Here is a 13,220-nt window from a genome sequence, read left to right as displayed (position 1 = left end):
GCCGGATCGTCTCCCAACGTCGGTCGATCCTCGACAAACGCTTGGCGAACGCGACACTGAGTGAAAAAGCCCCCGCACCAACGCCCGTCAATGGCGAGCTGCCCGCTGCGACAGGAACTGTTGCGGGCTCTGTTTACGCTTAGCGACGCCCGGAGGCAACGAGCAAGGGAGAAGTCGTGGATTCTCTTGTCGAACGAACCGGCCGGGCGGAGGTGGGCGATCATACGAGGCTCGCTCATCGAGAGCCCTTGGCCATGGCCGATTGATCAACCAGAGATAGCTCAGTATGATGATGACCGGGTTCCCCATCCGTGTTGTGGGGGTTGCCGGGGACAAGAGTCACATGCCGATGGCCGAGCGTACGCCGCGAGCTCCAGCGTTTCTGCAGCTCGCGAGATGGTTCCATGTTGCTGTCCGAGCAGCGCGGAAACATTGGGTCCTTTCGCTCATGATCGGGGCGATCTTGTTGGCTGCTCTTGGCTCCCTTGCCGTCGGCCGAAAGGTGGAATCCTGGACCGCGACCTCGACGATCGCGATCGGTACGATGCCCACTCTTCAAAGTATTCTCGGGCTCGCTGGGGCAGGAGTTGAACCCGTGGAGAGTGCCCGTGATCTGGTGACGCGAATCGGAGCGGTCCAATTTCAGAGCACTGTTCTGGCCGATGCTCGAAAGGCGCTTCCCGACTCGCGTGGGGCGTTCGGCGGAGCCTCATTGCGCGGGATCGTTGTTGGCGATTCGTCGATCCGCCTGGAGGCGAGCTCCGCCTCGAAGGAGGAGGCGGCAACCCTGCTTCAACAGGCTGTTCTTGCGATCCAGGTCGCACACCAGAGATTATTCGAGCCGAGGATGGAGTTGTTGCATTCGGTGCGCGCGCGCCTGCAAGATGCGAGAGTGCTGCTCAACGATGCATTGAGGAAGAGCAGTATGGACTTGGCGCCGGCTCGGCCGGACGGGGGTTCCATCGGGGCTGCTTTCGTTGAGAGTCCAGGGGCTTCGGTCGACAGGATGCTCAATGTTGATACGCGCATTGTTCTGCTGGCCTATATCGAACGCACCGTGAAAATGACGGGGCCGCAAGATGGTTTGTCTCCCGCGACGGAAGGGCCGAGGGAAGTTAATCTCGTGCAGAGAGCCATCCTGGCGGGCTTGGGCATTCTGCTTTTCGTCGGTCTTTTGACCTTCTTTCTGAGGCGGCCGGCGCGTCTCGGCTAGGACTTAGGCAATGACCCTTCTGGCTGGAGCCTCCATACTACTCTTCTTCGTCTGGCTGGGGCTGTTCAGGTCGGCGATCCTCATTTGTCTTGCCTTCCTTTTGTTTACCTTCGCATGGCGGACGATCTCGTCGCTCTATATCGATCTCACGGGGCCCGTGTTCTCGTCCCAGCTTGAAATGTTCATTGGACCCGGCGTCATGACGGTGTTCCAGTCGATCGCGTATTTTCTGACGCTTCTTCCCTTCCTCTGGGTCTTCAATGCGAGGGCGCTCGATGAATGGGCACGGGCGGCTCCAACTCCCGGACTGCCTGCGTCCCAATCTCAACTGACCCTTTCGGACGTCACGTTCTACGCGTCCGTCCTCTTCTTAATCTTGCTTTTCGGTGCCCTGATTCAGGGAGGTGTCATTCCGCTGTTTGCCAAGATCGAGCGTTGGACCTTCAACGAACAGGCCAGCTTCCTCCATCGCCTGGTGGTCGAGCGAGGCGACATGCTCTGCTTCTGGTGGGGGACCATGTTTGTGGCCGAGCGATTGCGGCGCCAGCGATACGATTACCGCTTCGTGGGTTTGCTGGCCGTCCTCACCTTCTACATGTTTCTCGCAGGCGGGCGCTTCTCGCCGTTCTACCGATATTGTGCGTTCTTTGTCATACCGTTTTCCGCGGTGCTGATCGTTCAGGCGCGAGATCTCGGGAGCGCAAGTTTGTTCAGCTTGCTGCCCCGGGTTAGCGACCGCCGCATCGTGCTGGCCGGCACCGGCGTCATTGTGCTGATCGCCATGATGATTGCATTCGCGCTCTATTGGAATCTGACCAGGGTCCGAGGGTTCGAAGGTCAGGCGGCGCTGGATGCTTTTGTCGAGCGCGTTCTGGTGCAGCCCTCGGAGATAGGATGGGCGTCCTATCAACGCGTTCTGGTCAACGGAGATTGGGACGCGCGCCACGCCTTCGATTTCCTGTTCGACCGCCCCATCGTTGCGGGACGGAACACGACCCCGCAGCTTCTGATGTCCGAAACCATTGGTGAGCCGCGGACGACGGAACACATCACAGGCGGTTTTCAGTTCGCGGGCGGATTTCCCGAAATTTTCTTCGAACTGTTTGGTCCTTATTTCGGCTGGATATTCCTGCTGGGGGCCGGTTGGCTCACTGCGCTCCTCTCAGCTGTCATGATCCGGTCGATCATCGCCGAACGATATGTGACGGCGGCTCTATCTTTCTACGTGCTGTACGGCATCTACGTGATGTACATCGGCGGCATGCTGAACTTCGTCGCGACGCCGACATATTGGGTGAAGATTGCTGCGCTGTTTGCGGCAATCATTATCGAGGAGCGGGCGCCCATTCTTCCGTGGGTGCTGGCCGACAGGACTCGATTGTTTCGCCGCTTTGTGGTACGACGTCCGCAATTGCCCTGACACAGCCCGCAATTCTGCCCAGCAACGAGCAAACGGCGATCTTCAATTTCGGTTCGATGGATCGGCCGGACGGCCGATGATCAGGGAGCCAAGCGTGAACAGATCCTCTTCGGAGAAGCCTCTGAAGCATGGTGCCAATCGTTCCAGAATATGCCGCTCCGGCGGCCGGCGATCGGGCCGATCGCTGAGTAGCTCAAACCCGGCCTCTCTAAATAGTTTCAGATACTCGCTGTGGCGCAAACGATTGACGTATTGGAAGCGCGACTGGAAGGGCGCCCAATCCTCCTCGGAATAGGTCAGAAAGTTGAACGAGCTGATGGACGGATCGAAGCCTTTGAAGTGGTCGCCATAGTCGATCTGCATGAGGACCAGTCCATCAGGACGGATGATGCGTCGCAGCTCCTTCAAGATCGCCGCGATGTCATCCTTGGGAATGTGTTCGAGCGTTTCGACGGAGACCGCGCAGTCGATCGAACCGGCCGGCAGGCCTGTCGTCCGGGCATCGGCTGGCGCGCGATAGTCGATCCTCCAGGAACGTTCGAGGTCGTCTAGGGAATTGATATCTGGGTGGCTGGTGCCGCTGAGTCTGGAAATGACGGCGGCATTGGAGCGGATCAGCTCCAGCTTGGCCAAGCGCGCGATGTCGACCGTGATGAAGCGCTGCGCTCCATGCGCGCTGAAGGCGAGCGGAATGATCAGATCGCGCCCGGTGCCGAACTCGAAGCAGGTCGAATCCCGTAGCGGCCGTAGACTGTACGCTTCGTGAACGCCCAGCAGCCGCTGCGCGAGCGTGTAGACGGATTTGACCTGCTTCTCGGGCCGCGGCAGCCGCCGTGTGACGTAGCGCTGCAGGGCGTAGTGGATGTCTTCGCCGAACGGGATGCTCGACAGCACCGAGAACGCTCGCGCCTTTGTCTGCCAGCGCACGTCAGTGATTCCTCGGCTGAAAGGACGCCGTGGTTGGCGTGGCGCTGACGAACGGTCGTTGAAGCATGCTGGGTGTCCAGGGTGGGCCCTGATCCGGCTGTTCAGGCAGGGATCAAGTCGCATAGCTAGCTTGGTTATATGGGAGCGGCAGACGCAACGCAAGGTTGCGAGGCGGGCTCGGGGGCAAGTCCGACCGAGGTCGAAGTGCCTCTTTTCCGGCTACGTCGCGGCCGCAGAGACAGGTTGCCCTCCAAGCTGCTGACATGCTCGTGGCGAGCCGTGTATTCGGAACAGCTCGGCGTGGCGCCATTCCCGGTTGATTCAACGGTCGGCTGAGCGTAAACAGACGCTCAAATTACGTCGACGTTTCAGCATGCGGGCCGGAAAATCGCGTATGGTTTGTCGAAAGCTGCCGGTCGATTTGGTCTGTGCCGGTCCATTGCTCTCCCGCCGAGTCTTATCGAATGTCCGGTGAACTGCAGATCGGAGAGGCCGTCGCGAGAGGTTATCCGCCCGCCGTGCTCTACCTGCGCAACGACGAGACCGTCACGACGCAAGTCTGCGCATTCAACTACTTCTCGATCTTTATGAATGATCATCCGGAAGTGGATGCGCATGTCTGGCTCTTCGACGGAGCGGGCACGCAGGCCGGGTATTTCCACAGGGAGCTCGGCATCAACGGACAGCTGCAGTTGCAGACTTCGGAGCTGTGTCCGCAGGTTTCGGGAACGGTGGCGATGGCGCTGGTCCCGAAGCACGAGACCAAGCTTCGTCCCGGACGGAAGGTGACCACCGGCTACTATGCACAATATTTCTCGCAGCACGGTGCGGTGACATTGTCACACGAGCGCGAACCCGTGGCGGCGGCGCCGTTCCCGACCTCGGCCTGGATGCAATCCTATCTTACGCGATTCCTGAAGGAGTCCGGCGTGGTGCTCGTGAACTCCTGCATGGCGCCCGAGGGCGTCTCGGTTGGGACCGCCCGGCTCATGGCCCTGGATGGCACTGCATTGGGCCAGCGCGCGCTGCCGGAGATCGCGCCGATGGGAGCCGTCCGCATCAGCACGCTTGATCTTTTCCCCGAGGCTGAAAGGTTGATCGGCGCGGCCGAAGGTTTCGCTCTGGAGTTCAAGGGCACCAACATCGCCAGCCCGTTCAGCTATTATGAGTTTGCAAACGGCAAATTCAGCTTGCATCATTTTTAGGGGCGCGTCCGTGACACGTTTCTCGTCCAGTCCCTGGAAGCCCTACGAGCCCAGATTCATGTTCCCGACCTTTGCGGGTGTCGAGTCGCGCATGGGTTTCTCGATCCCTGCTTGGTATCGCCCCGTCGACATCAGGTATCTCCGCAGCCTCGTCGCCGGCAGCCTGCGCAAGAATTTCCGCGAAACAGTCAAGGATCTCGTTCCCGAACTCGCCAGCCTGGTTGCCTCGGGCTTCAGCAAGAAGCTCAGGTTCAAGCTGCACATCCTGTCCCGCGACGGCGAGTACCGGGCGACCTACGAGTTTCCGGACAATTATGCGCCGGGTTCCTCCGTCGAGATCGAGCTGTCGCGTCTTTTCGCCTCGCTCAAGCTGCCACAGGAGGATTATCTGGTCATCGCCGTGATGTCGCGCGGGCGTATGGACGGCTTCCGATCCTCGCCTGCCAGCTATTCGATGACCTATATCGATCAGGACAACGTCGCGATCTATCGCACCGGAGCCTTTGCCCGGCCCCTGAACGAAGGCAGACTCAAGGCGCATATCGGGTTCACCGGGATCAATCCGAAGATCATTGCGACCAGCGACATCGTCAGCAGTCTGATGCTGATCAATCACTCCTCCGATCCCGAATATGCTCATGCGGCGCGGCCGACATCGAAGCTGATCCGCGAGGATGGCGAGCAGATCGAGGCCGATTTCGGCGAGATTCCGCCGCTCGGGGCGCGCGAGATGTCGGTCGTCGACATGTTCGGCAGTCGGGTGTTCGACTTCCTAAAGCCGTTCGGCGGCCGCGGATCCACCGTCACGACCTGCGTAGGCGTCACGCTCGCGAGTCTGCATCTACAGCGCACGAACGATAACCGGCGAACACTGCTGGGTATCGAGCATTCGCGGCCAGCGCATATGAATCTCGCCGGTATTTTGCAGCATTAGGGAAATCGATCATCGGAGAGCAGGGCAGTGTTGTCTCGCCTCCGTTACGAGCGATAGTGCCGCCGCTACCACACGCTTCTCCCGCCGTCGATCACCAGGTTCTGCCCGGTCATGTAGCTCGAGGCATCGGAGCAGAGGAACTGCACCGCAGCGCGGTATTCGTCGACATCGGCCATGCGAGCCATGGGGATCAGGCGCGTCAGCCGCTCGACGAAGGCGGGATCCTGGTTGTTGAAGACGCCTCCGGGCGAGATCGCGTTGACGCGGACGCCGTGGTCGGCCCAATAGGTCGCCAGATATTTCGTCAGCCCGATCAGGCCGTGCTTGATCACCGAGTAAGTCACGGGTTTCACCGGCTGCTCCTCCTCGCGTGTCGCCTGTGGCTGGCGGTAGATTCGCTGGTCCGGCGCGATCACGCCGAGATCGGAGGCGATGTTGAGGATCACGCCGCGACCGCGTTTGGCCATCGCGCCGCCGAACACCTGCGCGCACAGCATCGCGCCGGTCAGGCCCACGGCGATTTCGGTCTGCCATTGCGGCACCGGAAACGCCTCGAAGCGGGAAGAATGCATCACGCCGGGTGTGGAGGTCACCTTGGGGTCGATCGCCGCGTTGTTGACGAGGATGTCGATGGAGACACCGCGGCCGGAAAGTTGCTCGTTTGCAGCCCGCACCGAGTCAAGGGAGGTGACGTCGATCGCAAGCGCGATCAGGTCGGCGGACGGCGTGTTCTGCTTGAGCGCGGCAACGGCTGCTTCGGCCTGCGCAAGCCCGACGTCTGTGACGACGACGCGCGCGCCCGCTTCCGAAAGCGCGGCGACATGCTGCCGCCCGAGCAGGCCGCCCGCGCCGGTCACGAGAGCGGTGCGGCCGGTCAGGTCATAGCGTGAGGACGGGCTTGCCATCGGAGGCTCCTGTTCAGCTACGCAACTGGCCGCCGTCGGCGACCATCACGCTGCCGGTGATGAATGAAGCGCGGGGCGAGACGAGAAAGGCGACGAGGTCGGCGACCTCCTCCGGCTTGCCCAGCCGGCGCAGCGCCACGTCGCGGACGAGCATCTCCTCGACCGCAGCGCTGTCCTCGGCGAGCTTGCGCGCCCAGGTGCCGTCTGCGGCCAGGATGTTGCCCGGTGCCACCGCATTGATGCGGATACCTTCGAGCGCCAGCGGCCGGGCCAGGCCGCGCACGGTCGCATTCAGCGCGGCTTTTGCGGCGTAGTAGGTGACGGGCGCGCCAAGCGCCGCCATGCCCGCGATCGAAGAGATGCAGACGATGGCCCGGTCGCCGCTGCCGCGCGCCATCAACGGCCGGGCGGCCTCGACCACGTTGGTCGTGGCGAAGAGATTGAGATCCATCACCCGCGCCCACTCCGCCGCAGTTTCCTTCCCGGGCGGCACGGAAGCGCCGCTGCCGACGTTACAGACGAGAATGTCGAGGCGCCCCCACTGCCGTTCGACCTCCTGCACCAGCGTCGCCGCGGCAGCCGGATCGGTGACATCGGCAACGTGTACCGATGTGCTCCCGCCGACCGCGGCCCGTGCGGCATCCAGCGCATCCGTGCCGCGCGCGGCGAGCGCGACCTTGGCACCTTCCGCTGCGAGCGTCGTTGCGATCGCAAGCCCGATCCCACGGCTGGCGCCGGTGACGAGGGCGACGCGATCGTTCAGCTCGAGCTTCATCGCGCTGCGTCCTCGATCCAGCGAACCGTCATGTCGCGATATTTCGCCAGCGCGCCGGCGTGATCGCCGTCGCTGGCTCGCGCGGTTTGCAGGATGTACTGTCCCTTGTAGCCGGATCGCTCGATCAGACGGATTGTCTTCGCAAGGTCGGCATTGCCGGTGCCGAGCGGCACGGTGGTGCCGCCCCTGACACGGTCCTTCACATGCACGTTGAGAATGCGCGGTGCGTAGGCATCGATCTCCTCGGCGCTGTCGTAGCCGAGCGAAGCGCTGTTGCCGCTGTCGTAGTTGATGCCGAAGACCTCCGCCGGAAATGCCTCCATGAACCGGGCAAGCTCGCGCGGGGGCAGATCGGACTCGAAGACGATCCTGATATTGCGCCTCGCAAGTGTCTCCGAACGCGCGAGCAGCACGCGCTTCAACGTATCGCTCTCGCTCTGTCGCTCGATCTTGCCGTTGTCGACCAGCGGGATCACGACGAATTCGATGCCGATCCGGCTGCAGGCGGCGATCAGGAGGTCGAGGTCGGCGACGAGCGCGTCGCGTACGACGGCATCGACCTTCCAGAACGGCGCCTGCATGAAGCAATCGCCGGTCAGGCTCGGGATGCGCACGCCGTTCTCGCGCGACAGTGTCAGAATCTCCTGTTGTCCCGGCTCGGTCATCAGCGGGTTCTCCCGCAGCCGCTCCTGATCGATGGTCCATTCCATTCGCGTCAGGCCGAGTGCCTTGGCGCGGGGAAACTCCTTGCGCCATTCATTCCACGGGAACGCCTGGATCTTGCCGTCGACCAGTGCCGACAGGCGTCCCTGCATGAAGCCGATGCGTTGCAATGTTGCGGTCACGATGTGCTATCCGAGCTGATGGCGAGGCCCTTGGTGGTCCAGCCCCCATCGACGAAGATTTCCTGGCCGGTCACGTAGGCGGAGGCGTCCGACGCCAGGAAGATGGCGGCGCCGATCATGTCGGCGGGCTGCCCCCAGCGGCCGAGCATGGTGTGGCGGCGCCTCGCCTCGTGCATGACCGGATCGGCAAAGCTCTTCGCGGTCATCTCGGTTGCGACATAGCCCGGTGCAAGCGCGTTGACGCGGATGCCGTCGGATGCGTAGTCGGCGGCGAGTGCCCGCGTCAGCCCGGCAAGGCCCGCCTTCGCCGCCACGTAGCCGGGATTGCCGGGAAAGCCTCGGATCGAGTTGATGCTGGTGACGTTGACGATTGCGGCCGAGCCGGCGTTCTTCAGGAGCGGATAGGCGGCGAGGATGGTGGCGTAGACGCCGGTAAGATCGGTTGCCACCGTGGCGCGGAAGCGCGCGAGCTCGCTTTCGGCGCTCTGGGCCGGAAGACTGATGCCGGCGGCATTCACGAGCGCGTCGATGCGTTCGGCTTTTGCCGCAATGGCGCGGAACGCGTTGTCGATCGCTTCATCGTCGGAGAGATCGCAGGCAATGGCAGTGACGCCCTGCGGCGCGGTCCCGGACCGGCTGAGGCCGAACACCGTGGCACCCGCACCTTGCAAGCCGCTGGCAATCGCTGCGCCAATACCTCGCGAGGCGCCGGTGACCACCGCGATCTTGCCTGCGAGAGAGAAGGCGCTGAGCTCAGGCATAGCCGTAACTGCGCATGATGGCGGCGCAAAGCTTGACGTCCTCGGGACGATCGATCTGGAACATCTTGTGACGCTCCATCACGTGGAAGCCGATCTTGCCGCCGAGACGATTGTTCTGCTCGCGCAGGAGGGATGGGATCAGGACGTAGAACGAGCCGTTCTCGAGGTAGCGCTTCTCGATCTGCTGCCGCATGCGGCGGTTGCGATAGTCGTAATTGATCGGCTCCGGTCCGCTCGCGCCGATCCGCCAGTTGAAGTAATCCTCGACCTCACAGACCGAAAGCAGGCTGTCGAGATGGTCGCGATCGAAGGTTGCAAGCGCGTTCTCGATGTCGCCCGGCTCGCGGATCGGCGACGTGGCCTGAAGTGCGACGATGCGCTCGAACCGTCCCATGCTCGCCTCGGTCGCATCAAGGGCATGCAGCCAGGCGGATTCGGAGGAGGCGAGGTCACCCGAAATGTCATCCGGACGCCGCACGCCGACGGCGCCGGCGGCCTCGGCGGCGGCCAGGATATTGTCACTGTCCGACGAGACCGCCACCACGTCGACGCCGCGTGCGGCGCGCGCCTGCTCGACCGTCCAGGCGATCAGCGGCTTGCCGCAGAGATCGAGCAGGTTCTTGTGCGGGATGCCCTTGGAGCCGCCGCGCGCGGCGATCACGGCCAGCGTCTTGCGCGCCATCAGATGTGTCCCTCGAGACGCTCGAGCGCGGTCCAGAAGCCTTCGCCCATGTTCTTGTGACCCTGCCATATCTCGGGAATGAATGACGCCGTCGGCGCATGCTTGCGCAGCACCTGTCCGATTTCGTCGAAATCGATCTCGCCTTCGCCGATCTGGAGTCCTTCGCCGTCGAGCCCCTTGGCGTCGCCGAAATGCAGATGTGCAGTGTGCGGCCCGAGCTGGGCGAGGCCTTGTGCAAAGTCGAAGCCGAAATGATTGGCGGCGAGCTTGGTGTGGGAGATGTCGACGCACATGCGCAGATCATGCTTGGCGCAGAATGCGGCCGACTCCTCCGGGAAGATGAAGATGTTCTGATGACGCTGGCCGCCGAAATGCCAGGGGAACGGTGCCATGGTCTGCGGCGTCAGCTCGACGCCGTCCATGTCGAGCTCGGTCAAGCTCTGCGCAAAGATGCGATAGCGCTCGGCCTTCTCCTCCGGCGGCAGCGGCTCGTCCATGGTGAAGCCGCCGATATTGGCGACGATGGGCGGGCGCTTGGTCTTGGGAAAGAACTTCTTGAGGCCGCGGGTGATGTCGATCACCGCTTGCGTCTGCTCCAGCGAGTAGCGCCGCAGCGCCTCGTCGGGGGTTGCAAGATCCATCAGCTTGGAGCCGGCAAACAGCTCCGGCGCATGCACGACGAAGCCAAGATCATAGGTGCCGGAGAGATAGGCCGCGGGATCGCGTTCCATGTCGCTGTAGCTGAGGTGGAATTCGATGATGTCGGGTTCGCAGATCTCCAGGAAGCGGGCGGTATCGTGATAACGCACCGGCACACCCCAGGGCCGGCCGAAACGGTAGCGCCGTGCCTTCGCGACGCCTTCGTCGAGGTCGCTCTGGAAGAAATAGTCGTCCGCCGCCATCGTCCGCGTCAGCCTGCGGCCGAGCAGCGCCGGCATCTTCAACGGCGACAGGCCCTGTCCCGGGCTCTTCACGGCGATGTCGCTCTCGGTGATCATCGTACCGGCCGGAAGGCCGCGTGCGGCCACCAGGCTCTTGGCGAGGTTTTCGCGGTTGATGAGCTCGCCCTGGCTCAGCGCGCGTTCCGCGAGCTTCTCGCCGCGCGCCGCCTCGACCTCGCGGATGCCGGAGACGAGTGCCTTGAATTCCTCCGGCTCCAGGCTCGCGGCATGGTCCGGACCTTCCATCTCGCGGTCGAGCGTGATGTGGCGTTCGATGATCACCGCGCCGAGCGCGACAGCGGCCGTCGAAACGGCGATGCCGCGCTCATGTCCGGAATAGCCGACGACCGGATGAATCTCGCGCAGCGTCTCCATGAAACGCAGGTGGATGTTGTGGAGCGCTGCCGGATAGGTGCTCTGGCAATGCAGGAGCGCGTAGCTGGCATTGCGGTCGTCGAGGAATTTCGCCGCGGCCTTGATCTCGTCCGTCGTGCTCATGCCGGTCGAGACGATCAGCGTCTTGCCGGTGGCGGTGAGGCGAGCGAGCAGCGGCAGGTTGGTGAGGTCGGCCGAGGCGATCTTGTAGGCCTGCACGCCGAAGCCTTCGAGCACGGCGACGCTCTTCGCGTCCCAGGGCGTGCAGAGGTACTCGATACCCTTGGCTGCGCAGTACTCGGCGATCTTCTTTTGCTGCGCGGTCGGCAGCTCGAAGCGGCGAAGGAGATCGAGCGTATATTCGACGGCAAGGTCGTCGTCCTTCCCGGACAGGCTCGAGGCGCGATAGACTTCGTCCAGCTTGCGCATCTGGAATTTCGCGCAATCTGCCCCGGCCGCGACCGCGGCATCGACCAGCGCAATGGCGCGGTCGAAGTCGCCATTGTGGTTGTTGCCGATTTCGGCGATGACGTAGCAGGGTTCGCCTTCGCCCAGAAGACGGTTGCCAATGCGGACCGGAGCAGACTGTTTGGGCGATGTCATCAACATTCTCGTCTCATATGCGTCAGGCGAGCCGCGCGGGAACGCGCGACTTCCACGTCCGCAGCCCGTTCTCTTCGAACATGATGCGCGAACAGCGATGCCCCTGCTGTTCCAGCGCCGCGATGAGCTGGTAGCGCTCGAACGGACGTACGAAGAACAGGAAATAACCGCCGCCGCCGGCGCCCAGCAGCTTGCCGCCGACTGCGCCATGCTGCTTGGCGAAATCGTAGATCGCATCGATCGCGTCCGACGAGATCTTCGAGCTCAGCTTCCGTTTGGCGTGCCAGGCCTCGTCGATCAGCCGGCCGCATTCCAGGAGCTGGCCGCGCAGCAGATGCCGCCTTATGTCGCGCGTCACTTCCTTTTGCTTGGCAGCGGCGGCGACGGCGTCGCTGGTCTCGTGCTGAGCCTTCTGGTCGCGGTGAATGGCGCCGGAATCGCGGCCCGAGCCGGTGTAGCAGAGCACCAGGCTCTCCTCGAGCTCGGCGATGATGTTGGGATCGAGACGAAGCGGCACGATGGTGTTCTGGTCGGAGAAGAACTCCATGTGATTGAAGCCGCCGAACACGGTGGCGTACTGATCCTGCCAGCCGCCGGGAATGTTGAGCATCAGCCGCTCGGCCTGGAAGGCCATCTCCGCGATCTCGTGGCGGTCCCACTGGTCGCCCCGGAATTCGTTGAAGCAACCGATGATGGCGGAGGTGACCACAGCGGAGCCGCCGAGGCCGGAGCCGACCGGGAAGTCGGCGGAGACTTCGAGCTCGAATCCATAAGTCGGCTTGATCAGGCGCACGACCGACTTGATCAGCGCGAGATCTCCGCCCGTTCCGAGTTCTGCGAGATTGTCGGCCTCGACCGTGCGGCGGAAATCGTGCGAGTAGATCCTGATGCTGGGATCGCTCCGGCGCCGCAGCGTCGCGTGAGCGTACATCTTGATCGTGGCGCTGATGACCGCGCCGCCGTCATTCGCCACGAAGTAATGCGTCAGGTCGGTGCCGCCGCCGGAGAAGCTGATCCGCACCGGCGATCGGGCACGCGCGAACACCTCGCTCTCTTCCGAGAGGTTGAACAGCTCGCGGCTGAATACGTCGACCAGCCGTCCCTCGCCATCGAGGATCGGCACCACGTGCACGCGCTGGTCGAGCAGCTTCAGGATCTGCTCGCGCGGGCCGCCGGTCGGCGCCCAGACGAAGTTGCGATTGATGCAGGACGCGACCCGGTCCTGGATCGTGATGCCGGTCAGCATGCGCCTGCGGATGTCACCGTCCGTCACGGCACCGACGATTCGTCCGCTCGCGTCCTGTGCGAACAGGATGCCGAGCATATTCACATTCAGGCGCCGGAAGGCTTCCTCAATGGTCTCGGTCTCGGCGATGGTGACGAGGGTCGGTTCAAGCACGTTTTGGATCCGGAAGGGGCCAATTCCAGGCCATATTGTAGCAGCGGTTGGTAATACGGGAGCCGCGGGGACGATGCAAGGTTCCTGCGCCCCCGGGGCATTGCGCGAAAACGGCACTTGTCAAGCGCTTCGGCCACGAAGTGCCGTTTACAGTGGCCGCGGCTCTTAGGGAAGGCGCACGTTAACGGGTCCACACGGAATGAATGTTGGAATCAGCTCGTGGATCAAGTGCGGA

12 protein-coding genes are annotated in these 13,220 nt (G+C 62.9%); 4 read left to right on the top strand and 8 right to left on the bottom strand.

Annotated elements, in window-relative coordinates:
• Positions 1-448: 448 nt before the first annotated feature.
• Both FJV43_RS05795 and FJV43_RS05790 read left to right on the top strand, forming a co-directional pair.
• Positions 449-1,213 carry a hypothetical protein gene (locus tag FJV43_RS05795; protein WP_239625305.1) on the top strand — a complete coding sequence of 255 codons (765 nt, stop codon included), beginning with the start codon at positions 449-451 and terminating at the stop codon, positions 1,211-1,213.
• A 10-nt stretch (positions 1,214-1,223) separates the two neighbouring features.
• A complete protein-coding gene (locus FJV43_RS05790; protein WP_239625303.1) occupies positions 1,224-2,633 on the top strand; it encodes a DUF6418 domain-containing protein in 1,410 nt (469 codons plus the stop codon).
• Between the two features lie 42 nt (positions 2,634-2,675).
• On the opposite strand, the gene FJV43_RS05785 is transcribed toward FJV43_RS05790, so the two are convergent.
• Positions 2,676-3,560 carry a class I SAM-dependent methyltransferase gene (locus FJV43_RS05785; protein ID WP_239625301.1) on the bottom strand — a complete coding sequence of 295 codons (885 nt, stop codon included), beginning with the start codon at positions 3,558-3,560 and terminating at the stop codon, positions 2,676-2,678.
• 428 nt (positions 3,561-3,988) lie between these two features.
• Here FJV43_RS05785 and FJV43_RS05780 point away from each other — a divergent pair, with 428 nt between their 5' ends.
• Together FJV43_RS05780 and FJV43_RS05775 are read left to right on the top strand one after the other, a co-directional pair.
• Positions 3,989-4,765 (top strand): hypothetical protein, encoded by a 777-nt coding sequence (locus tag FJV43_RS05780; protein ID WP_239625299.1) that lies wholly within the window; start codon positions 3,989-3,991, stop codon positions 4,763-4,765.
• A gap of 10 nt (positions 4,766-4,775) precedes the next feature.
• Entirely contained in the window at positions 4,776-5,699 is a 924-nt protein-coding gene (locus FJV43_RS05775) for a hypothetical protein (RefSeq protein ID WP_239625297.1), read from the top strand.
• A gap of 65 nt (positions 5,700-5,764) precedes the next feature.
• Here the strand turns inward: FJV43_RS05775 and FJV43_RS05770 are convergent, their stop codons facing one another.
• From FJV43_RS05770 to FJV43_RS05740, 7 genes are read right to left on the bottom strand one after another with little or no spacing between them, the layout of a single operon-like run.
• On the bottom strand, positions 5,765-6,604 hold the full coding sequence (locus FJV43_RS05770) for an SDR family oxidoreductase (protein ID WP_239625295.1): 840 nt from the start codon (positions 6,602-6,604) through the stop codon (positions 5,765-5,767).
• A gap of 13 nt (positions 6,605-6,617) precedes the next feature.
• Positions 6,618-7,379: an SDR family NAD(P)-dependent oxidoreductase gene (locus tag FJV43_RS05765; RefSeq protein ID WP_239625293.1), complete on the bottom strand. Its 762-nt coding sequence runs from the start codon at positions 7,377-7,379 to the stop codon at positions 6,618-6,620.
• A complete protein-coding gene (locus FJV43_RS05760; protein ID WP_239625291.1) occupies positions 7,376-8,224 on the bottom strand; it encodes a TIM barrel protein in 849 nt (282 codons plus the stop codon). The genes FJV43_RS05765 and FJV43_RS05760 overlap by 4 nt, the downstream gene beginning before the upstream one ends.
• Complete coding sequence (locus FJV43_RS05755; RefSeq protein ID WP_239625290.1) at positions 8,221-8,985, bottom strand: SDR family oxidoreductase; 765 nt, start codon at positions 8,983-8,985, stop codon at positions 8,221-8,223. The genes FJV43_RS05760 and FJV43_RS05755 overlap by 4 nt, the downstream gene beginning before the upstream one ends.
• Positions 8,978-9,667: an acylneuraminate cytidylyltransferase family protein gene (locus tag FJV43_RS05750; RefSeq protein WP_239625288.1), complete on the bottom strand. Its 690-nt coding sequence runs from the start codon at positions 9,665-9,667 to the stop codon at positions 8,978-8,980. Before FJV43_RS05750 ends, FJV43_RS05755 begins: the two co-directional genes overlap by 8 nt.
• A complete protein-coding gene (locus tag FJV43_RS05745; RefSeq protein WP_239625286.1) occupies positions 9,667-11,586 on the bottom strand; it encodes an N-acetylneuraminate synthase family protein in 1,920 nt (639 codons plus the stop codon). Before FJV43_RS05745 ends, FJV43_RS05750 begins: the two co-directional genes overlap by 1 nt.
• Before the next feature lie 22 nt (positions 11,587-11,608).
• The gene (locus FJV43_RS05740) at positions 11,609-12,985 is read right to left on the bottom strand and encodes a CBS domain-containing protein (RefSeq protein WP_239625284.1); all 1,377 of its coding nucleotides are present in this window, start codon (positions 12,983-12,985) and stop codon (positions 11,609-11,611) included.
• Positions 12,986-13,220: the final 235 nt, after the last annotated feature.

It is taken from the genome of Bradyrhizobium sp. I71 (genome assembly GCF_022354745.1).
Taxonomy (GTDB): domain Bacteria; phylum Pseudomonadota; class Alphaproteobacteria; order Rhizobiales; family Xanthobacteraceae; genus Bradyrhizobium; species Bradyrhizobium liaoningense.
Note: the sequence above shows the minus strand (reverse complement) of the source record. Positions and strands in the feature narration are given on the sequence as shown.

Excerpts from the sequence above, each read along its gene's own strand:
- FJV43_RS05790 (WP_239625303.1), top strand. The coding sequence starts at position 1,224 with ATGACCCTTCTGGCTGGAGCCTCCATACTACTCTTCTTCGTCTGGCTG.
- FJV43_RS05795 (WP_239625305.1), top strand. The coding sequence starts at position 449 with ATGATCGGGGCGATCTTGTTGGCTGCTCTTGGCTCCCTTGCCGTCGGC.
- FJV43_RS05770 (WP_239625295.1), bottom strand. The coding sequence starts at position 6,604 with ATGGCAAGCCCGTCCTCACGCTATGACCTGACCGGCCGCACCGCTCTC.
- FJV43_RS05750 (WP_239625288.1), bottom strand. The coding sequence starts at position 9,667 with ATGGCGCGCAAGACGCTGGCCGTGATCGCCGCGCGCGGCGGCTCCAAG.
- FJV43_RS05755 (WP_239625290.1), bottom strand. The coding sequence starts at position 8,985 with ATGCCTGAGCTCAGCGCCTTCTCTCTCGCAGGCAAGATCGCGGTGGTC.
- FJV43_RS05745 (WP_239625286.1), bottom strand. The coding sequence starts at position 11,586 with ATGACATCGCCCAAACAGTCTGCTCCGGTCCGCATTGGCAACCGTCTT.
- FJV43_RS05765 (WP_239625293.1), bottom strand. The coding sequence starts at position 7,379 with ATGAAGCTCGAGCTGAACGATCGCGTCGCCCTCGTCACCGGCGCCAGC.